Source organism: Myxococcus sp. NMCA1 (assembly GCF_026810205.1).
Classification (GTDB): domain Bacteria; phylum Myxococcota; class Myxococcia; order Myxococcales; family Myxococcaceae; genus Myxococcus; species Myxococcus xanthus_A.
On record NZ_CP113950.1, the window covers coordinates 4,638,557 to 4,657,969 of the forward strand.

The 19,413-nt window shown below is 69.1% G+C and carries 18 protein-coding genes; 15 read left to right on the forward strand and 3 right to left on the reverse strand.

Features of this window, described 5'->3' with window-relative positions; translation table 11 throughout:
* Nucleotides 1–12 precede the first annotated feature (12 nt).
* The gene (locus OZ403_RS19500; RefSeq protein ID WP_268784822.1) at nt 13–1,977 is read right to left on the reverse strand and encodes a TIM44-like domain-containing protein; all 1,965 of its coding nucleotides are present in this window, start codon (nt 1,975–1,977) and stop codon (nt 13–15) included.
* Between the two features lie 103 nt (nt 1,978–2,080).
* Between OZ403_RS19500 and OZ403_RS19505 the strand changes: the two genes are divergently transcribed.
* On the forward strand, nt 2,081–2,857 hold the full coding sequence (locus OZ403_RS19505; protein WP_140791905.1) for an enoyl-CoA hydratase-related protein: 777 nt from the start codon (nt 2,081–2,083) through the stop codon (nt 2,855–2,857).
* Between the two features lie 96 nt (nt 2,858–2,953).
* On the opposite strand, the gene OZ403_RS19510 is transcribed toward OZ403_RS19505, so the two are convergent.
* A complete protein-coding gene (locus OZ403_RS19510) occupies nt 2,954–3,313 on the reverse strand; it encodes a YtxH domain-containing protein (protein ID WP_268784823.1) in 360 nt (119 codons plus the stop codon).
* A gap of 202 nt (nt 3,314–3,515) precedes the next feature.
* Here OZ403_RS19510 and OZ403_RS19515 point away from each other — a divergent pair, with 202 nt between their 5' ends.
* The 13 genes from OZ403_RS19515 to OZ403_RS19575 all read left to right on the forward strand — a co-directional run bounded on the left by OZ403_RS19515 (nt 3,516) and on the right by OZ403_RS19575 (nt 16,033).
* Nucleotides 3,516–5,045 (forward strand): acyl-CoA carboxylase subunit beta, encoded by a 1,530-nt coding sequence (locus tag OZ403_RS19515; RefSeq protein ID WP_140791910.1) that lies wholly within the window; start codon nt 3,516–3,518, stop codon nt 5,043–5,045.
* Nucleotides 5,046–5,116: 71 nt separating this feature from the next.
* Entirely contained in the window at nt 5,117–6,262 is a 1,146-nt protein-coding gene (locus tag OZ403_RS19520) for an acyl-CoA dehydrogenase family protein (protein ID WP_140791912.1), read from the forward strand.
* Nucleotides 6,262–7,125, forward strand: a complete 864-nt coding sequence (locus OZ403_RS19525; RefSeq protein ID WP_174258832.1) for a hypothetical protein — start codon at nt 6,262–6,264, stop codon at nt 7,123–7,125. The genes OZ403_RS19520 and OZ403_RS19525 overlap by 1 nt, the downstream gene beginning before the upstream one ends.
* The gene (gene rnc / locus OZ403_RS19530) at nt 7,122–7,904 is read left to right on the forward strand and encodes a ribonuclease III (protein ID WP_140791917.1); all 783 of its coding nucleotides are present in this window, start codon (nt 7,122–7,124) and stop codon (nt 7,902–7,904) included. Before OZ403_RS19525 ends, rnc begins: the two co-directional genes overlap by 4 nt.
* A 47-nt stretch (nt 7,905–7,951) precedes the next feature.
* Nucleotides 7,952–8,659 (forward strand): peptidylprolyl isomerase, encoded by a 708-nt coding sequence (locus tag OZ403_RS19535; protein ID WP_140791919.1) that lies wholly within the window; start codon nt 7,952–7,954, stop codon nt 8,657–8,659.
* A gap of 49 nt (nt 8,660–8,708) precedes the next feature.
* Nucleotides 8,709–9,260 (forward strand): peptidylprolyl isomerase, encoded by a 552-nt coding sequence (locus OZ403_RS19540; RefSeq protein WP_268784824.1) that lies wholly within the window; start codon nt 8,709–8,711, stop codon nt 9,258–9,260.
* A 122-nt stretch (nt 9,261–9,382) separates the two neighbouring features.
* On the forward strand, nt 9,383–10,327 hold the full coding sequence (gene era / locus OZ403_RS19545; RefSeq protein ID WP_140798514.1) for a GTPase Era: 945 nt from the start codon (nt 9,383–9,385) through the stop codon (nt 10,325–10,327).
* 1 nt (nt 10,328) lies between these two features.
* Nucleotides 10,329–11,708 (forward strand): ribosome biogenesis GTPase Der, encoded by a 1,380-nt coding sequence (der, locus tag OZ403_RS19550; protein WP_140791924.1) that lies wholly within the window; start codon nt 10,329–10,331, stop codon nt 11,706–11,708.
* Between the two features lie 71 nt (nt 11,709–11,779).
* A complete protein-coding gene (locus tag OZ403_RS19555) occupies nt 11,780–12,583 on the forward strand; it encodes a tetratricopeptide repeat protein (RefSeq protein WP_140798515.1) in 804 nt (267 codons plus the stop codon).
* A gap of 11 nt (nt 12,584–12,594) precedes the next feature.
* Nucleotides 12,595–13,758, forward strand: a complete 1,164-nt coding sequence (locus OZ403_RS19560; RefSeq protein WP_268784825.1) for an outer membrane protein assembly factor BamB family protein — start codon at nt 12,595–12,597, stop codon at nt 13,756–13,758.
* Nucleotides 13,759–13,775: 17 nt separating this feature from the next.
* Nucleotides 13,776–14,183: a (deoxy)nucleoside triphosphate pyrophosphohydrolase gene (locus OZ403_RS19565; protein ID WP_268784887.1), complete on the forward strand. Its 408-nt coding sequence runs from the start codon at nt 13,776–13,778 to the stop codon at nt 14,181–14,183.
* Nucleotides 14,183–15,064, forward strand: coding sequence for a ribonuclease H-like domain-containing protein (locus tag OZ403_RS19570; protein WP_268784826.1), 882 nt, complete (start codon nt 14,183–14,185; stop codon nt 15,062–15,064). Before OZ403_RS19565 ends, OZ403_RS19570 begins: the two co-directional genes overlap by 1 nt.
* 156 nt (nt 15,065–15,220) lie before the next feature.
* The gene (locus tag OZ403_RS19575; RefSeq protein ID WP_268784827.1) at nt 15,221–16,033 is read left to right on the forward strand and encodes a DUF3014 domain-containing protein; all 813 of its coding nucleotides are present in this window, start codon (nt 15,221–15,223) and stop codon (nt 16,031–16,033) included.
* A 28-nt stretch (nt 16,034–16,061) separates the two neighbouring features.
* Here the strand turns inward: OZ403_RS19575 and OZ403_RS19580 are convergent, their stop codons facing one another.
* Nucleotides 16,062–16,667, reverse strand: a complete 606-nt coding sequence (locus tag OZ403_RS19580; RefSeq protein ID WP_268784828.1) for a hypothetical protein — start codon at nt 16,665–16,667, stop codon at nt 16,062–16,064.
* Between the two features lie 283 nt (nt 16,668–16,950).
* Here OZ403_RS19580 and OZ403_RS19585 point away from each other — a divergent pair, with 283 nt between their 5' ends.
* Nucleotides 16,951–19,371: an ABC transporter permease gene (locus OZ403_RS19585; protein ID WP_268784829.1), complete on the forward strand. Its 2,421-nt coding sequence runs from the start codon at nt 16,951–16,953 to the stop codon at nt 19,369–19,371.
* Nucleotides 19,372–19,413: the final 42 nt, after the last annotated feature.

Here is a 19,413-nt window from a genome sequence, read left to right on the forward strand (position 1 = left end):
CACCCCTTCGCCTCAGCGTCCGCCGAGCATGGACTCCAGCCGGTCCTGAAGTCCGAGGTGGGCGGCTGCGCTCACCAGCATCCGCCGCTCCTTGCGGTCGATGCGGCCGTCCACCAGCGCCATCTCCACGATGTTGCGCAGGAACACCTCCGCTTCGGGGCTGCCCTTCGCCACGAGGCGGTCGAAGAGCTGTGGCCCCATGGTCAGCGCCAGCTCCACGTTGTCCCACGCCACGCCCCAGCGCTCCGAGCACAGCTTCAGCAGTTTGCGCTCCGCGGACGTCACCTCGCCATCGGCGGCGGCGATGGCGGCCATCATGTACAGCAGGCGCTGCCGCTCCTGGACGTCCATCACCGCGTCCTCGGGCCGCGGTGTGTGGCCATGGTCACCCATGCGCTGTTGCGGCGCTTCCCGGCGCGGAGGGAGGGCCCGGAACCGCGCGTCCTCGTCCGCGTTCCACGCCTCGAACGTGCGCGCCGCCGCGAGCACCCAATCCCGCTCACCAGTGGCCAGCGGCGTGCCGCAGTATTCGCAGTCCGTGGCGGCGCTGTTCGTCAGCGGCGCGTTGCACTGCGGGCACCGGTTCGTGGACATGCCGTTGGCGGTGTTCGTCTTCGCGCCGTGCTTGCGCGTCAGCGTGAAGATGTAGCGCTGGGGCACGGTGGGCAGGGAACGGGGCCGCTCGTTGGCGGGCCCCACGCCCATGCGCGCGCTCCAGCGAATCTCCACGTGCGCCACGTCCTGGCCCTGCGGGTCCACTTGGAACGAACGCACGTCCGCGGAGCCCACGGCGCACTCCAGGAACACGCGGCGGAACCCCTGGCGGCGCAGGCCCTCCAGCTCCGTCTCCAGCCGTTGCACGGTGTCCGTCCGGGCCACCTTGGCCAGCGGCTTCGTGTCGCCGCGGCTCTGCGCGTCAATCCACTTCCAGAACAGCAGCGACGCGCGGTCCTCCAGCACCTCCAGGTTGAGCGCCGGGTCCGACTCGCGTGCCTGCATCAGCCCGTCCACCGTCTTGTGGTACGGCGCGTGCTCGATGCCCTGTGTGATTTCGGACAGCGTCCAGTCGTAGTTACCCGAGTTCACCACTGCACCGCAGAACTCGCAGCTGTTGGCCGCGCCACCGTTGAACGGCGCGCCGCAGTTGGGGCACTTGCCCTGGAACAGGTCCGCGCCGATGCGCGTCTGCGCCCCCGGCTTGCGCACGAAGGTCCAGACCTCCGTGAAGGCCTCGCTGGGGACCTTGCGCGCGGCCTCTGTGGCCTGCGCGTCGCTGAAGGACACCGGCACGTCGGTGTCTCGCATCCGCGCGTGGACACGGACGTGGATGCTGTCGAACCACTGGCTCTGGTCCAATCCGATGAGCTGGAGGTCCAGCACCTCGAAGTCGGTGATGGCGTCCCGCACGCCCTGCGCGCGCATGAGCTCCAGTTGCACGCCGAAGCGCTGGAAGGTTGCGTCCGACAGGAAGGGCCGCACCGGCGTCATGTCCCGGAGGAACCACGCCTGCTGCAGCTCCATGAACAGCCACTTCGTCTTGTCGAGCATCGGCTCCAGATCGAAGGCGGGATCCTTCAGCTTGAGGGCGTTCACCCAGCCTTGCACGTCACGCTGGGACACCTGGGTGCGCTGATACGCCTCGCGCTGCTCCAGGGCGCGCCTGGTGGTGGCGTCCGGATGCAGGTTGCGGCGGTACAGCCAGTACACGATGCCGCCAATGCAGAGCAGCGGCAGCATGACCTTGGGGTAGCGGAAGACGAGGCTGAAGAGCTGGTAGACGACCCAGAGCGCGACGCCGTCCCCGTCGCCGCCGCCGCGGCCACCGCCATTGCCGGACGAGGGGCGGGAGTAGTGCTCGCCGCCACCTCCGCGGCCCAAGGCTTCGAGCGGGAGCAGGAGCGCCACGTAGGCGATGGCGGGCAGCCAGGGGGCCCACCGGGAGAGTCGGTGCGAGATGGAGCGCAGAGGCGTGGCCATGTCCCCCATGCTAACCGTTTCCGCCTTGCCAGACCCGGCTTATGGCCGCACTCTGCCGCGGCCCAGAGCAGCCCGCCTGCCAGGCCGGGAAAGGGGAGCGAACATGCCGGAATTCAAGGTCGACGCACGAGGTCCCATCGAAATCTGGACCATCGACGGCGAGAGCCGCCGCAATGCCATCAGCCGCGCCATGTTGAAGGAGCTGGGCGAGTTGGTGACCCGCGTGTCTTCCAGCCGTGACGTGCGCGCCGTCGTCATCACCGGCGCGGGCGACAAGGCCTTCTGCGCCGGCGCCGACCTGAAGGAGCGCGCCACCATGGCCGAGGACGAGGTCCGCGCCTTCCTGGACGGGCTGCGCCGCACCTTCCGCGCGCTCGAGAAGAGCGACTGCGTCTTCATTGCCGCCATCAACGGCGCGGCCTTCGGCGGTGGCACGGAGCTGGCGCTCGCGTGTGACTTGCGCGTGGCCGCCCCGGCGGGGGAGCTGGGCCTCACCGAGGTGAAGCTGGGCATCATCCCCGGCGGCGGAGGCACGCAGCGCCTGGCGCGCCTGGTGGGCCCGGGCCGCGCGAAGGACCTCATCCTCACCGCCCGCCGCATCAACGCCGCGGAGGCCTTCAGCGTGGGGCTGGTGAACCGGCTGGCGCCGGAGGGCCACCTGCTGGCCGTGGCGTACGGGCTGGCGGAGTCGGTGGTGGAGAACGCGCCCATCGCCGTGGCCACGGCCAAGCACGCCATCGACGAGGGCACGGGCCTGGAGCTGGACGACGCGTTGGCGCTGGAGCTGCGCAAGTACGAGGAGATCCTCAAGACGGAGGACCGCCTGGAGGGCCTGCGCGCCTTCGCGGAGAAGCGCCCTCCCGTCTACAAGGGCCGCTAGCCCGCACGAACGACTTCGGGGACGGAAGGCCCGGTTCGCACCGGTGCCCCGTCCCCGAAGTGCATCACGTCATGGCCCGAAGGCCGCGCGCGCCGGTCAGGCGTTCGCGGTGCGCTCCTGGCCCATGTTGACGTTCTGCTTGTTCATGTAGGCCGTGGCCTTGTCCTTCACGGTGGTCCGCAGCTCGGTGCCCGTCTTCGGGGCCAGCAGCAGGGCCGCCACGCCACCCGCGGCCACGCCGAGGAGGAAGATGCCCAGGCTGCCCAGGCCCGCGCGCGCCGGCTTGTAGGTGGTCAATCCGACATGCCGCAGCACGTCATCCGGCTCGAAGTCATCCCAACGGTTCCGCGCCACGCGGGGCAGGTCATTGACGAGCTTGTGGGCCAGCCACTTCCGGTACAGGTCGCTCCGGGCAATCCCCTTGGCCATCCACTTGCCTCTCTTCGCTGCGAACATGCGTCCCTCCTGGGCCGAATGGTTGCCGGGTGCGCATCACTCGCGAGCACGCCCCCGTTACGCACCAAGGTAGGCAGGGGAGCCTGGAGCGGCATCCCCTGGGGAACTGTTCTGCGCGGTGCGTCGTCTGCCTGTCACGCCGCGCCGGTCCCCCAGCGAGAAGGCAGCCAGCCGTAGCCCTTTCTGCTATGTGCCACGGGCCATGTCCCAAGACTCGAGACTGCTGGAGAAGATCGCCCAGGTGGAGAAGGGTGGCGCGCAGAAGTACCACGCGAAGAACACGGAGGCGGGCAAGCTCTTCGCCCGTGAGCGCATCCGCCTGCTGGTGGATGAAGGCTCCTTCGTGGAGGACGCGAAGCTCGCCAACAACCTGGACCCGGACCTGCCCTCGGATGGTGTCGTCATCGGCGTGGGCAAGGTGGCCGGGCGCACCGTGGCCATCATGGCCAACGACTCCACGGTGAAGGCCGGCAGCTGGGGCGCCCGCACGGTGGAGAAGATCCTCCGCATCCAGGAGACGGCCCGCGACCTGCGCTGCCCGCTGTTCTACCTGGTGGACTCCGCTGGTGCCCGCATCACCGACCAGGTGGAGATGTTCCCCGGGCGCCGTGGCGCCGGCCGTATCTTCTACAACGAGGTGCACATGTCCGGCTTCGTGCCGCAGGTGTGCCTGCTCTTCGGTCCGTCCGCCGCCGGTGGCGCGTACATCCCCGCGTTCTGCGACCTGGTCATCATGGTGGAAGGCAATGCCTCCATGTACCTGGGCAGCCCGCGCATGGCGGAAATGGTCATCGGCGAGAAGGTCACCCTGGAGGAGATGGGTGGCGCGAAGATGCACTGCTCCGTCTCCGGCGTCGGCGACGTGCTGGTGAAGACGGAGCAGGAGGCCATCGAGGCGGCGAAGAAGTACATCGGCTACTTCCCGGAGAACTTCTCCCAGACGCCGCCGCGCGCCGAGCCCAAAGCCCCCAAGGCCGGCGGCAAGAAGGTGGAGGAGATCGTCCCCGTCGATCAGAACAAGCCCTTCAACATGCATGAGCTCATCAACGAGCTCATCGACGAGGGCAGCTGGTTCGAGGTGAAGAAGCTCTTCGCCCAGGAGCTCGTCACGGGCCTGGCCCGCATCGACGGCCGCCCGGTGGGCATCGTCGCCAACCAGCCCAAGTACAAGGGCGGCGTGCTGTTCGTGGACAGCGCTGACAAGGCGGCCCGCTTCATCTGGCTGTGTGATGCATTCAACATCCCGCTGCTCTACCTGGCGGACGTGCCGGGCTTCATGATCGGCACCAAGGTGGAGCGGGCGGGCATCATCCGCGCTGGCGCGAAGATGATCTCCGCCGTGTCCGAGGCCAGCGTGCCTCGCATCTGCGTGGTGGTCCGCAAGGCCTACGGCGCCGGCCTCTACGCCATGAGCGGCCCTGGCTTCGCCCCGGACGCCACCATCGCGCTGCCCGGCGCGATGATCGCCGTCATGGGCCCGGAGGCGGCGGTGAACGCCGTCTACTACAACAAGATTCAGGAGCTGCCGGAGGCCGAGCGGCCGGCCTACGTCCAGAAGCTGCGCGACGAGTACAAGCAGGACGTGGACATCTACAAGCTGGCCAGCGAGCTGGTCATCGACGACATCGTCCCGGGTGACCGGCTGCGTCAAGAGCTCACCCAGCGCTACGGCGTCTACTCCCAGCGGCATCAGCCCCGGGCGGAAAAGAAGCACGGTGTCTATCCGGTTTGAGTAGGTAGCGTTACCCCACCTCCAAGGCCCGGGCTGCGCCTGGGCCGTCTGCTATAGATCCTGCTGACACCATGGATTTTGACCTTCCTGAAAGCCATCGCGCCCTCCAGTCCTCCATCCGTGACTTCTGCGAACGGCGGGTGAAGCCGTATGCCCGCGAGTGGGACAAGGACGAGAAGTTCCCCATGGATGTCGTCCGGGAGTTGGGGCAGCTCGGGGTGATGGGCATGCTCGTCGCCGAGGAGTTCGGCGGAGCGGCCATGGACTCGCTCGCCGTGGCGGTGGCAGTGGAGGAGATCGCTCGCTACGACGGCTCGCTCGCGCTGACGGTGGCCAGCCACAACGGCCTGGGCACCAGCCACCTGCGCGTGTTCGGCTCGGACGCGCAGCGCCAGAAGTACCTGCCCAAGCTGGCCACGGGTGAGTACCTGGGCGCGTGGGGCCTGACGGAGCCCGGGTCTGGCTCGGACGCGTCGAGCATGAAGACCACGGCCGTGCGCAAGGGCGACGGCTGGGTGCTCAACGGCGCCAAGATGTTCATCACCCAGGGCACGGTGGGTGACGTGTTCGTGGTGCTGGCCGTGACCTCGCCGCAGAAGCGGCAGAAGGGCATCACCGCGTTCCTGCTGGACAAGGGCCTGCCGGGCTTCAGCCAGCGCCCCATCCACGGGAAGCTGGGCATGCGCTCGTCGGACACGGCCGAGCTCATCCTGGAAAACGTGGAGGTGCCGGACTCGGCGCGCGTGGGCGAGCTGGACCATGGCTTCATCGACACGATGAAGATCCTGGACCGCGGCCGCATCACCATCGGCGCGCTGGCGGTGGGCCTGGGCCGGGGCGCCCTGGAGGAGTCCATTGGCTACTCGCGCGAGCGCACCGCGTTCGGCCAGCCCATCAGCGAGTTCCAGGGCCTGCGCTGGATGATGGCGGACATGAAGACGGAGCTGGACGCCGCCCGGCTCCTGGTCCACCGCGCGGCGAAGCTGGCCGACGAGGGCAAGCCGTATTCGCGGGAGGCCTCCATGGGGAAGCTGTTCGCCTCCGAGGCCGCCATGCGGGCTTGCAACAAGGCCGTGCAGATCCACGGTGGGTACGGTTACACCCGCGAATTCCCCGTCGAGCGCTACCTGCGCGACGCCAAGCTGTGTGAGATCGGCGAGGGAACCAGCGAGATCCAGCGTACAATCATCGCCCGGGAAACCTTCAAAGGGGCTTGATGGACACCGCGCGGCTGGAAGGCCTCGGGCTGCAGTTGCGGGAGGACGCGGCCGGCACCGAGGCGGTGCTGGACCTGGATGCGTCCCCGCTGGTCAATCCCGTCACCCGGGCGTTCATCCCGGAGGTGACCTTCCAGGTGATGGGGGACCGTCTCATCCCCATCACGCCGCCCGCCGTGGTGGGGCTGGCTCCCATCCTGGTGGGCGCGCTCAGCGACGTCGCCGACATCGAGGCGCTGCTCGCGGACGCGTTCAACGAGCACATCTTCCACATCCAGCGCCGCTCGGCGGAGCTCCAGGTGCTGGGGCTGACGCCGCGCGTGGATCCGGAGACGCTGGAGCTGTCCACGGAGGTGGTGGACGGTGAGCTGGCCGTCACGCTGGTGTCGGACCGGCTGGGCAACTTCCGCGTGGCCCGCGTGGCCCGGGGGAAGGAAGACCTCTCCACCGGCAGCGGCCACACGCTGGAGCTGTCGGAGTTCCGGGAGCGCGCGGCGCTGACGGGCTACCTGGTCGCGCTCTTTGGAGAGCCGGCGACCCGTCCGCAGGCGGCGCCGGTGGGCGCGGGGCTGGTGCGCTTCTCCGACATCGTTGAGAAGTTCGGCGCCGAGGCGTTGGTGCCTCCCCGCAGCAGCCTGGAGCTGCTGGCGCAGTTGCAGGTGGAAGGCCGTCCGTACCGCTTCGCCGCCGCGAGGGTGGCGGGCCGAACCTTCCGGGGGCTGCTGGCGGGTCCCCAGGGCAAGGAGTGGGCGGGGCGGTTCGAACTGGATGAGTTTCCAGGCATCGTGCGGATGGTGGCGGACCTGCTGAAGGTCCCTCCCGCGGCCGTGAGGCTGGTGGGCCCGGACGCACCTCAGGAGTGATGCGTTTGAGTGGTGCGGACAAGATGAGCCCGTCCGAGCGGGTGCAGTTGCTGGAGTCGCGGTTGGGGTTGAGCTTCTCCCGGATGGAGACGGCGCTGGAGGCCCTGACGCACAAGACGTACGTCAACGAGACGCGGGACAAGGAGCTGAAGGACAACCAGCGCCTGGAGTTCCTGGGCGACTCGGTGGTCAACCTTGCCGTCAGCCACCGGTTGATGTCGCGCTGCCCGGGCCTGCCCGAAGGCGACCTGACCAAGATGCGCGCCCGCGTCGTCAACGAGGACGGCCTGGCCCGCGTGGCCCGGACCATTCCGCTGGGCGACCTGCTGCTGCTGGGGCGGGGCGAGCTCATGTCCGGCGGCCGGGAGAAGAACTCCGTCCTGGCGGACGCCCTGGAGGCCGTCTTTGGCGCGGTGTTCCTCACCAGCGGCCTGGACGCCGCGGTGGCGCTGGTGGACCGGTATTTCGCGGACCTGCTGGACGAGGTGTCCAGCGGCCAGGGCCGGCTCGACTACAAGACGCTGCTCCAGGAGATGGCCCACGAGCGGCTCAAGCTCCAGCCCCGCTACCGCGTCGTCTCGGAGTCCGGTCCGGAACACTCCAAGGTGTTCGAGGTGGAGCTGATGCTGGGGGAAACGGCCTTCGCCCGGGCCACCGGCCGAAGCAAGAAGGAGGCGGAGCAGTCCGCCGCGCAAGCGACGCTGGAGAAGCTGCGGGAAGACGCCGCGTGTCCCACCTCCCCCCCGCCCGGAACGCCACGACACGACACCCCGGCGTGAAACCCCTTGGATGGGGCAGGGGGCGGCGCGTAAGGTGCCGCGCCGACATGCCCCCCGCCTCCCTCCGAAAGACGCTCGCGCTGGTGACCTGCCTGCTGGCGGGCTCCGCCCTCGCCGCTGATTCCGGCAAGTGGACCCGGAAGGCCGCGGCCGGCAAGGACCTGTACGCCACGCTCCAGACGAGCGAGGGCACCATCGTCGTCCGGCTCTTCGCCAAGGACGCGCCCAAGACGGTGGCCAACTTCGTGGGCCTGGCCGCCGGTGAGAAGGAATGGCGGGACCCCAAGACGGAGAAGATGTCGAAGAAGCCGCTGTATGACGGCACGGTGTTCCACCGGGTGATTCCGGGCTTCATGATTCAGGGCGGGGACCCCACGGGCAGCGGCTTCGGGGATCCGGGCTACCGCTTCGCGGACGAGTTCCAGAGCGGCCGCACCTTCGACAAAGTGGGCCTGCTGGCCATGGCCAACGCGGGGCCCAACACCAACGGCAGCCAGTTCTTCATCACCACGTCCACGCCCGGGCACCTGGGCGGCAAGCACACCATCTTCGGTGAGGTGCTGGGCGGCTACGACGTGGTGGAGAAGATCAGCAACTTGCCTCGGGACAACCGGGACCGCCCGCGCACCGCGGTGGTACTTACCCGCGTGGTGCTGGGCGACAAGGCTCCCGCGGGCGTGACGGCCCCCGCGGCGGGCAAGGAAGCGGCGCCCCAGAAGGACGCGGGCGCGAAGACGGTTTCACCAAGGCCGTGACACATGACCGGGTCCGTCCGAAGGGCGGGCCCCCACACGGGAGGGTAGCATGGGAGTGTTGGACGAGGCCCGCGCGGGCAATGACCTTTACGCCACCTTCGACACCACGCAGGGGCAGATCGTGGTGAAGCTGTTCGCGAAGGACGCGCCCAAGACGGTGAGCAGCTTCGTGGGCCTGGCGACGGGCGAGCTGCCCTTCCAGGACCCGAAGACGGGTGAGAAGACCCAGCGCGCCTACTACGACGGCATCATCTTCCACCGCGTGATTCCGGGCTTCATGATTCAGGGTGGTGACCCCACGGGCACCGGCCGCGGCGGCCCGGGCTTCAACGTGGAGGACGAGTACCAGAGCGGCCGGACCTTCGACAAAGTCGGTCTGCTGGCCACGGCGAACGTCGGCCGCCCCAACACCAACGGCAGCCAGTTCTTCATCACCACGTCCAAGCCGACCTACCTCAACAACAAGCACACCATCTTCGGTGAGGTGCTCAGCGGCTACGACGTCGTGGAGAAGATCGCCGGCGTGCCGCGCGACGGCGATGACCGCCCCCGCCAGCCCGTGGTCATCAACAAGCTGACCATTTCGACGACCCAGCCGTAGCCCGTCTACTCGCCGCCCGTTCTGGCATGGCCGGGCGGGCGGTGAGCTGTGATAGGGCGCTGTCCAGACGTTCCCTTTTCGGGCCTCCGCGGTAAGCGGCGTCCCAGATCACCTCCGAAGCAATGGCCTCCCCCAAGACACACCGCAGCGGCTTCGCCGCCCTCATCGGGCGCCCCAACGTGGGCAAGAGCACGCTGCTCAATGCATTGACGGGCGAAAAAATCGCCATCGTCTCCCCCAAGCCGCAGACGACGCGCAACCGCATCCTCGGCGTCGTCACCCGTCCGGAAGGGCAGGTGGCGTTCATCGACACGCCGGGCATCCACCAGGCCAAGGGCGAGCTGAACCGCTACATGGTCGAGGTGGCCCTCCAGGCGGCGGAGGAGGTGGACCTGGTCCTCTTCCTCATCGAGCCGCCGGCGAGCGAGAAGCCCGAGGTGAGCCCAGGCAACCGCGCCATCCTCGAGCGGCTGCAGAAGATCGGCAAGCCGACCTTCCTGGTCATCAACAAGATCGACAGCGTTGCCAAGGGGCAGCTGCTGCCGCTCATCGACCTGTACCGCCAGGAGTTCCCCTTCGCCGAGGTGGTCCCCATCTCCGCCCGGGAGAAGGACGGCGTGGATCGGCTGTTCCACACCGTCCTGGGACACCTGCCGGAGGGAGAGAACGTCTTCGACGAGGACATGCTCACCGACCAGCAGGAGCGCGCGCTGGCGGCCGAGTACATCCGCGAGCAGGTGCTGCGCCACTGCCGCCAGGAGATTCCGTACTCCACGGCCGTGGTGGTGGACATCTTCGACGAATCCGAGCGCGAGCCCCGGCCGGGCACGCCGCCGAACCAACTGGGCGGGCTCATCCGCATCGCCGCGTCCATCTTCGTGGAGCGCGACAGCCAGAAGGCCATCATCATCGGCAAGCAGGGGCAGATGCTGAAGACCATTGGCACCGATGCGCGCAAGTCCGTGCAGCGGTTGCTGGGCGCGCATGTGTATCTGGACCTGCGCGTCCGCGTGGAACCGCGTTGGAGCGAGCGCCCCGAAGGCCTCAAGAAGCTGGGATACGACTGAAATGAAGCCCCTGGTCGCAATTGTCGGACGCCCCAACGTGGGCAAGAGCACGCTGTTCAATCGGCTGGTGGGCCGGCGCGTCGCGCTGGTGCAGGACGAGCCCGGCGTGACGCGGGATCGCCACTACGCGGACGCGGAGTGGGAAGGCCGCAAGTTCACCTTCATCGACACCGGCGGCTTCGTGCCCGGTGACGAGGACCAGCTCCTCCAGCAGGTGCGGGAGCAGGCGCAGCTGGCCGTGGACGAGTGTGACGTCATCGTCTTCGTCACCGACGCCCGGGCGGGCCTCACCGCCGCGGACGAGGCCGTGGCCAACTACCTGCGCAAGAGCGGCAAGCCGGTGGTGCTGGCCGCCAACAAGCTGGACAACACGACTGGGCAGATGCAGGCGCTGGCCGGTGAGTTCTACCGCCTGGGCCTGGGCGACGTGCAGGCCCTGTCCGCCGAGCACGGCCTGGGCATGCAGGAGCTGTTCGACTCGGTCGTCGCCAGGCTGCCGCCCAAGGAAGAGGACGAGGACGCGGAGGCGCCGCCGGACGACGGCATCATCCGTCTGGCCATCATCGGCCGGCCCAACGTGGGCAAGAGCACCCTGGTCAACGCCATCCTGAAAGAGAAGCGGGTGGTGGCCAGTGAGGTGGCGGGGACCACGCGGGACCCGGTGGACTCCGAGCTCACGTACAAGGACCGCAAGCTGCTGCTCACCGACACGGCGGGCATCCGGCGCAAGAAGTCCATTGCCCAGCGCGTGGAGCAGTTCTCCGTCGTGGCCGCGCTCAAGGTCATGGAGCGCAGCGACGTGGCGGTGCTGCTGATGGACGCCACGGAGCCGGCGGTGGACCAGGACGCCAAGCTGGCGGGCCTGGCGGAGGAGCGGGGCCGCGCCCTGGTCATCGTGGTGAACAAGTGGGACCTGGTGGGCGCGGACCAGCGCCGCCAGGAGACCTTCCGCGAGTCCCTCAAGCACTCGCTCAAGTTCGTGGGCTACGCGCCCATCCTCTTCACCTCCGCGCTGACGGGCTCCAAGGTGGAGAAGGTCGTGGACGTGGCGACGGAGCTCGCCGACCAGTTCCGCTTCCGGGCGCCCACGCCGCAGCTCAACCGGCTGCTGGAGCACATGGTGGACAACCACCCGGCGCCCATCGTCCGGGGCAAGCCGCTGCGCATGTACTACATCGCCCAAGTGGCCGCGGCGCCGCCGACCTTCACCATCACCGTGAACCATCCGGACGGCGTTCCGGACATGTACAAGCGGTACATCACCAACCAGCTGCGCAAGACGTTCGACCTGCGCGTGCCCATCCGGCTCATCTTCAAGGGCCGGCCCGGGCAGGCCAAGCGAGAGGCCCGCAAGCGGCCGCAACGCCAGGGGAAGCGCTGAGGCGTCAGTGCGTTGACACTCGCGGCGCGCGCTCCATACAGTGCGCCGCTCTTTAAAAGAGGTTTCCAGACGTGGCCGGAACCACCAAGACCGAGAAGATTCGCCAGAAAGAGCTCAGCCAGCCGGACTCCTTCCAGAAGGTGGGCACCGAGGCGAGCGACTGGCTTGCGCAGCGCCAGAAGATCATCGGGCTCGCCGCGGGCGTGCTCATCCTGGGCGGCGTGGGCGTGGCCATCGCCAGCGAAGTGTCCAAGCGCGGCGAAGAGAAGGCCTCCCAGGCGCTGGGACAGGCGCTGACCGTGCTCGACCGGCCCGTGGAGGGCGTGGAACCCGCGCAGCCCGGTGACACGGAGCCCCCCTTCAAGTCGGTGAAGGAGCGCGACGAGGCCGTGGTGAAGTCGCTGGGCGAGTTCCGCCAGCAGCACGGCGGCACCCCGTCCGCGGTGACGGCCGCCCTGGCCGAGGGCAAGGCGCAGTTCCGGCTGGGCAACTACGCCGCGGCGCAGACGGCCTTCGGCGAGTACCTCAAGGGCGCGGCCCAGAACGATCCGCTCCGCGCGGAGGCCTTCGAGGGTCAGGGCTACGCGCTCGAGGCGGACGGCAAGTACGAGGACGCCATCAAGGCCTTCGAGCAGATGGGCGCCGCGGGTGGCCCGTTCCTGGTGGGCATGGGCGACTACCACAAGGCCCGGATGCTCATCCTCCTGGGCAAGAAGGAAGAGGCGGCCCAGGTGCTGTCGAAGCTGACCACGGCGCAGCCGAACACGGCGGCGGCGCGTCAGGCCGGTGAGCGCCTGGCGGTGCTGGCGTCCGAAGGTGTGAAGGTTCCTGCCCCGGAGGCTCCGGCGGCTGCACCCGTTCCGGACGCGGGGTAGAAACACACGCCATGACGATGCGGCTCGTGAGCTGGAAGCGTTGGCTGGGTGGCGCTGTGGCGGCAGGGCTTCTGGGCGGCTGCAGTGGCGTGCGGTACTACGGCAATCCGGAGTTGCCCCGGTCGCCGTCGAACACGCCGCTGGAGTACTTCTCCGTCAACTGGTGGGCGCCGCTCGCGCCCCCGCAGACGCTGGAGTACGGGCCGCGTGAGACGGCGACGCCGGCCTATGATGCCGTCAGCCGGACGACCGTCGCGCTCACGCGGGACGGGTTCGCCCGCGGCGTGGGTCCCGACGGCCAGGTGAAGTGGAAGTACAAGACGGGCAGCCGCTTCAACGCCGGGGCCCGGGTGGTGGACGGCGTGGCCTATGTTCCGGGCGGGGACGGCGTGCTGTACGCGCTGGACGCGGCCTCGGGCGAGGAGAAGTGGAAGTACGTCGCGGGCGAGGCCCTGGCCACGGTGCCCGTGGTCGCGAATGGCCTGGTGCTCGTGGCCTCGGAGAGCGACACGCTCTTCGCGGTGAAGATCTCGGATGGGCAGTGGGCCTGGCAGTACCGCCGGGATCCGCCCACCGGCTTCACCGTCCGCGGCGCTTCGCGGCCCCTGGTGCGCGAAGGCGTGGCCTACATCGGCTTCTCTGACGGCTTCGTGGTGGCGCTCAGCGTCGACGACGGCGGCGTCACCTGGGAGCGCTCGCTGTCCGGCGCCGGCTCCGAGTTCCTGGACGTGGACAGCAGCCCGGTGATGGACGCCAACGGGCAGCTCTACGTGGCGTCATACAAGAGCGGCATCTTCGCGCTCGAGTCCGAGTCGGGCGACCTGGTGTGGAACACCTCCGTGGCGGGCATGACGTCGCTGCTGGTCAGCGGCCAGGTGCTCTTCGCCGCGGGTGACGGCCGCGTGGATGCATACCTGGCGGAGACGGGACGGCTCCTCTGGTCGCATCCCCTGGGGGAACGGGCGGCCTTCGCTCCGGTGTTTGCCCAGGGAATGCTGCTTGTGCCCACGTCCAGTTCGCTGCTGTTCCTGGAGCCCAAGACGGGGCGTTCGCGCGTGTCGTGGAACCCCGGGAGTGGCATCACCGCGCCGCCTTTCGCGGCGGGCAGGCAGCTGTTCGTGCTGTCGAACAATGGCTACCTGTACTCCCTGGACATGAACGGGATTGACGGGTGACGGCTCCGGCTCGCAGGATGGTCCGCGTGGTGGCGGCGCTGATTCCGCGGCCGGAGGATGGACGCCAGTTCCTGGTGCAGCAGCGGCTCCCCGGTGGAAGCCGCGCCTTGCTGTGGGAGTTCCCCGGCGGCAAGGTGGAGGCCGGGGAGACGGACGAGGCCGCGCTGGCCCGTGAGTGCCGCGAGGAATTGGACGTGGAGCTCGCCGTGGGCCGGCGGCTCTGGGAGGGCCAGCACTCCTATCCGGACCTGACGGTGGAGCTGGTGTTGTTCCTGGCCCGGATTGTCTCGGGCGAGCCCCGACCCCTGGGCGCCCACGCGCTGGCGTTCCACACGCCGGCGCAGATGCAGTCACTGCCGTTCTGCGAGGCGGACATCCCGCTCCTGGACGACCTGGTGGCGGGAAGGTTGGGCGCGCTCGATTGATGCTGCAGCGGACGTTCCAGCACATCCCCAGCGTCGGTCCCTGGCGGGAGAAGGACCTGTGGTCCCGCGGCATCCGCACCTGGGATGACTTTCCGGAAGCCGGCCAGGGCGTGGCGCTCAACCGGAAGTCCGACGACGTGGCCCGGGCGCGCATCGCCGAGGCGAAGGACGCGCTGGCCCGCCGGGACTTGCGCAAGCTCGCGGAGCTGCTTCCGAGCCGGGAGCACTGGCGGCTGTACCCGGAGTTCCAGGACGACGCCGTCTATTTCGATATCGAGACGGACGGCCGGGAGGCCCAGGCGCCCACGGTGGTGAGCCTGTTCGATTCGAAGGGCCTTCACGTCTTCATCCAGGGCCGGAACATGGACGCGCTGCCGGAGGCCATGGCGGCCCGGCGGCTGTGGGTGACGTTCAACGGCTCGTGCTTCGACGTGCCCGTGCTGCGTGACTACTTTGGCCCAGCGCGATTTCCGGTGCCGGATGCGCACATCGACTTGCGGTTCGTGACGCGGCGCCTGGGCATGGGCGGCGGCCTGAAGGAAATCGAAGGGAAGATCGGCGCCGAGCGTCCGCCGCACATGAAGGGCGTGAATGGCTACGACGCGGTACTGCTGTGGCGCGCGTACCAGCGCCGCGGCGACGTGGAGGCCCTCCGGTTCCTCGTCGAGTACAACCTGTACGACGCCTTCCAGCTCCGGACGCTGATGGATGTGGCGTACAACCGCGGCGCCGACGAGCTGAACCAGGATGTTCCCCGGCTGCCAGTCTTCGAGCGTGGCGACGTGCTTTACGACGTGAGCCGCATCATCCTGGAGCTGGGGCCGACTGAGCGCGACCTGCAGACGCTTGCTCGCGTCCGGGCCATGGAGCAGGACGGCTGAGCGGGCAGGGTGACTGTGCCCGGTTCACCGTCCTGGCGGCAGCCGTGCGTTCGCGAGTACCGGACGGTGAACACCTCCGCGTGTGAAGTGTAGCGGTCTGGTGGAATGACCTGGGGAGGCGTTTGTAGGTTGAAGGGTCCACCTACGGAGGAATGAATGAACGACCCGACGAATCCGACGCCGGCCGAGGTTCCCGAATCCGCTTCAAGCTCCAAGGGCAAGACGCTGGCCGTCGTCCTGGGGCTGGCGGGCCTGGCGTTGGTGGCGTCGTATTTCGGTCTGCGGCGTCAGGCGTCACTACCCGCGGAGGTTCTCGCGATTCCGACGGAGCCCGCTGGCGAGATGGCCGTGGCCCCTCCGACGCTGCCCGAAACGTCGCTGCCGGAACGGGACGCCGAGGTCCGCAGCCTGGCGAGCCAGCTTTCGCCTGATCCCGAGCTCGCGCGGTGGATGGGCGAAAAAGACCTGGTACGGCGCTTCGCGGCCGCGGTGAACAACATCGCGGACGGTTCGAGCCCGCGCACGGTGCTCGGGTTCCTGGCGCCCACGGGGGCTTTCCAGGTGAGCCAGGTGGACGGCACCACGGTCATCGATCCGGCCAGCTACGCGCGCTACGACACCGTGGCCCGCGTGATTGGCTCCATCGACACGCAGTCCGCGGCCAGCGTGTACCGTGAGCTGAAGCCGCTGATTGACCAGGCGCACGCGGAGATTGCGCCGCCGGGACAGACATTCAGCAGCGCCTTGAGCGCGGCCATCCAGCATCTGCTCAAGGTGCCCGTGCAGGAAGGCCCGGTGGAAGTCGTTCCCGAAGGCGCGCTGTATGCCTATGCGGCTCCGGAGTTCGAGGACCTGAGCCCCGCGCAGAAGCATCTGTTGCGCATGGGGCCCCAGAACATGCAGCTCATCCAGGCCAAGCTGCGGGAGCTGAAGAGTTCGCTGGGCCTGCCGCCAGTCGCGGACCGCTGATTCAAAGCCAGTCCCGGGCCGCCCAGGCTCAACGGCGTTTCTTCTTGCCGGCGGGCTTGGGCGGAGGGGCTGGCTTTTCCTTTTCGCCAGCGACTTGAAGGGCCTGGCGGAACTCGTCGACGTCACGGCCCAGGCCGTCGGTGAACGCGGTGCCGGTCTGGGCATCCACGACCAGGGTGTACCTGAATCCGGACTTGAGCGGCTGCGGCAGCTGGATTCGGTAGACGAGGCCGGTTTCGGATTCCTCGACGTCGTCATCGGACACCATGGCCCGGTCGGCTTCGTCGAACAGCCGGACCCGGTAGTTCTTGAGCGGGCTGGACGTCCGGAGCTCCAGGAGCGACGTGGGCTCAATGATGGTCGCGTCATCGGGGGCCGGGGCGATCTCCGTGAGGCCCGCGGCGGCGATTCCAGCGTCCTCGGCGATGCCTGCGTCGTTGGCGGGTGCCGCGGCGGGGGCGCTGGGCGGCGCCCGGTAGCTGAGTGAGAACCGGGTCGGCGGCGGCGTCGCGGGGACCTGGGGTGCCTCGGCGACCCCTGAGTCCGGGCTGGCGGCCGGCTTGTCCGGGCAGCCCGAGAGGACGAGAGCGCCACAGCAGGTGGCGGCGACGAGTCCGAATCGAAGAAGACGCATGTGGCGGCCACGGTATGCGCCTGGATGGACGCCGGAAAGCACCGAGTGCCGGGCAGCCAGCCGGGCCGTAGGTTGGTAGCAATGGGCCCGCGGATAACCGTCCAGGACGTGACCTCTCCCTCCGAAAGAGGGTCCGATAACATGCGTTATGTAAACTAAGTGAGCACGAATCCTGGGGTCGATTCAGGCCGTTCCCCCTCCCTGGTTTCTGGGCCGTCCGGGCCGGTTTCGGTCCGTCGATTGCAGTCGATTCCGGCAGGATCTCCACCCCCGACGTCCCGCCATGACCTTCTTCGATTCGATCGCCGCGGATGTTCGCTTCGCGCTCCGCACCTTCCGCCGCTCGCCCGGTTTCGTCGCGGCCGCCGTGCTGTGCCTTGCGCTGGGCATTGGCGTCAACGCCGTCATCTTCAGCGTGGTCCACGGAGTCCTCCTCCGGCCGCTGCCGTACGCGGAACCGGAGCGGCTGGTCAGCCTCGTCGAGGTGCGCCCCCAGGGCTATGGCGGCCCGGTGTCCTGGCCCACGTTCTGGGCCTGGCGCCAACACAGCCCAGCCTTCGAGCACATGGCGGCGTTCACAGGCGGCGGCGTCACCCTCCAGGCCCAGGATGCGCCTGAACGCCTCCAGGCTCTTCGCGGAACGGCTGACTTCTTCACGGTTCATGGCGTGCCGCCTTTGCTGGGCCGGACTTTCGCAATCGACGAGGACCTGCCCGGCCAGTCCCCGGTCGCGGTCCTCGGCGAGCGTCTCTGGCGCGCCCGTTTCGGCGCTGACCCGGCCGTCCTCGGCCGTTCCGTGAGCCTGGATGGTCTGGCCCACACCGTCATTGGCGTGATGCCCGCGTCTTTCGACGCGTCCACGGACGTCTGGCTGCCCCTGGTGGCTCCGCCGGACGCCGCCGCCCGGACCCGGTCCACGGTGCTGACCCTCCGGGCCCGCCTGGCGCCAGGCGTCTCGCTGGCCTCCGCCGAGGCCCAGCTGAAGCAAGTCGCCGCGAACTCCGCGGCGGCCCAGGCGGAATCCCACCGGGACCGGAGCGCCCGGGTCATTCCGCTCGACGAAAGCCAGACACAGTCCTGGCGGGCTCCGCTCCAGGTCTTGCTCGGAGCCGTTGCCCTGGTGCTCCTCATCGCGTGTACGAACGTCGCGAATCTGCTGCTGGCCCGCGCCGGCACCCGGCGGCGCGAACTGGCCGTTCGCCTGGCCCTGGGCGCTGGCCGGGCCCGGGTCGTCCAGCAGCTCCTGGCCGAAAGCCTCCTGCTGGCGTTTCTGGGCGGCGCGCTGGCCGCATTGCTGGCGCGTTGGGGCCTGGACGCGCTGCTCGCCCTGGCGCCGGAGAGCCTGCCCCGGCGTCAGGACATCGCGTTGGACGGCACGGCCTTCCTGTTCCTCCTCGGAATCACCAGCGTTAGCGGCCTGGCCTTCGGGCTGCTTCCGGCCCTCCAGGTCTCCCGGCTGGACGTCCGTGGTGGGCTCGCCGCCGCGGGCGATGGCAGCACGGTGCCGGGCTTCGGCCGTCGCCTGGGGGCCTCGCTGGTCGTTGTGGAGATCGCCCTATCGCTGGTGCTGCTCGTCGGCGCGGGCCTGCTCGGACGGGGCTTCCTGCACCTGCTGGGGACTTCCACCGGACTTGCCCCCGGCCAGGTACTCACGCTGCACCTGTCCATCCCAGACGACCGGTTCTTCAAGGACGGCGCCCTGGACGCGGAGCTTCCGGGGCGGCTCCTGGAGCCGGTGCTGGAGGCGGTTCGCGCGCTCCCGGGCGTCACCGCGGCGGGTATGACGTCCGTGCTCCCCATCCAGCGGGCCTGGAACAACGCTCGGTATCAGCTCGAAGGAGCTCCTCTGCCAGAGCCCGGCGACGAACCTCGCGCCGAGCGCCGCGCCTCCAGTCCGGGCTACTTCGCCGCCATGGGCATCCCCCTGCGCCAGGGGCGCGATTTCACGTCCCTGGACGCCGCGCCGGACCAGCCCGGCGTTGTCATCGTCAACGAAACCCTGGCCCGCCGGCACTTTCCGGCAGGAGGTGCCCTGGGCCACCAGCTGCGCATCGGGGCGACGCCGTACACCATCGTCGGCGTCGTGGGGGATGTCCGCCAGGCGGGACTGGAGCGCGAACCGCTCGCCGAGTTCCACGTCCCCCATGGCAGGCCCTGGGGCGATGACGGGCTCGTCCTGGTCACGCGCACCTCGGTGCAGCCGGAGACGCTGCTGCCGGCCATCCAGGAGGCCATCCGCCGCGTGGATGGCACCGTGCCCGTCTACCGGGCGCTCACCCTGGAACAGGTCATCTCGCACTCCCTGGCGATGCGCAGGCTCGTCCTGGGGCTCTTCGGCGGTTTTGCTGTCCTCGCCGTCCTGCTCGCCGCTTACGGCCTCTATGGGGTCATCTCGCTCCGGGTCGCCCAGCGCACGAGGGAGCTGGGCGTCCGGATGGCGCTCGGTGCCCGGCCCGCGGACGTGCTCCGGCTCGTCCTGGGCCAGGGCGCGGGCATGACGGCCGTGGGCCTCGGGGTGGGACTTGGGGCGGCGCTGGCCCTGTCCCAGGTGCTCGCAAGCCAGCTTCACGGCGTCAGCGCTCGGGATCCGTGGACGTTCGGGGCCGTGGCGGCACTGCTCGCGGCCGTGGCGTTGCTCGCCTGCTGGGTTCCGGCCCGGCGGGCGACGCGGATGGACCCGCTTCAGGCGCTCCGGAAGGAATGACGTCGGGACTTCCGCGTCCCAGGCCTGGGATGCGGAATCCCA

Coding starts and splice junctions, on each gene's coding strand:
- OZ403_RS19580 (WP_268784828.1), bottom strand. CDS start 16,667: ATGCGTCTTCTTCGATTCGGACTCGTCGCCGCCACCTGCTGTGGCGCT.
- era (WP_140798514.1), top strand. CDS start 9,383: ATGGCCTCCCCCAAGACACACCGCAGCGGCTTCGCCGCCCTCATCGGG.
- OZ403_RS19570 (WP_268784826.1), top strand. CDS start 14,183: ATGCTGCAGCGGACGTTCCAGCACATCCCCAGCGTCGGTCCCTGGCGG.
- OZ403_RS19500 (WP_268784822.1), bottom strand. CDS start 1,977: ATGGCCACGCCTCTGCGCTCCATCTCGCACCGACTCTCCCGGTGGGCC.
- OZ403_RS19525 (WP_174258832.1), top strand. CDS start 6,262: ATGGACACCGCGCGGCTGGAAGGCCTCGGGCTGCAGTTGCGGGAGGAC.
- OZ403_RS19565 (WP_268784887.1), top strand. CDS start 13,776: ATGGTCCGCGTGGTGGCGGCGCTGATTCCGCGGCCGGAGGATGGACGC.
- OZ403_RS19520 (WP_140791912.1), top strand. CDS start 5,117: ATGGATTTTGACCTTCCTGAAAGCCATCGCGCCCTCCAGTCCTCCATC.
- OZ403_RS19510 (WP_268784823.1), bottom strand. CDS start 3,313: ATGTTCGCAGCGAAGAGAGGCAAGTGGATGGCCAAGGGGATTGCCCGG.
- OZ403_RS19560 (WP_268784825.1), top strand. CDS start 12,595: ATGACGATGCGGCTCGTGAGCTGGAAGCGTTGGCTGGGTGGCGCTGTG.
- OZ403_RS19575 (WP_268784827.1), top strand. CDS start 15,221: ATGAACGACCCGACGAATCCGACGCCGGCCGAGGTTCCCGAATCCGCT.
- OZ403_RS19535 (WP_140791919.1), top strand. CDS start 7,952: ATGCCCCCCGCCTCCCTCCGAAAGACGCTCGCGCTGGTGACCTGCCTG.
- OZ403_RS19505 (WP_140791905.1), top strand. CDS start 2,081: ATGCCGGAATTCAAGGTCGACGCACGAGGTCCCATCGAAATCTGGACC.
- OZ403_RS19540 (WP_268784824.1), top strand. CDS start 8,709: ATGGGAGTGTTGGACGAGGCCCGCGCGGGCAATGACCTTTACGCCACC.
- OZ403_RS19515 (WP_140791910.1), top strand. CDS start 3,516: ATGTCCCAAGACTCGAGACTGCTGGAGAAGATCGCCCAGGTGGAGAAG.
- OZ403_RS19585 (WP_268784829.1), top strand. CDS start 16,951: ATGACCTTCTTCGATTCGATCGCCGCGGATGTTCGCTTCGCGCTCCGC.
- der (WP_140791924.1), top strand. CDS start 10,329: ATGAAGCCCCTGGTCGCAATTGTCGGACGCCCCAACGTGGGCAAGAGC.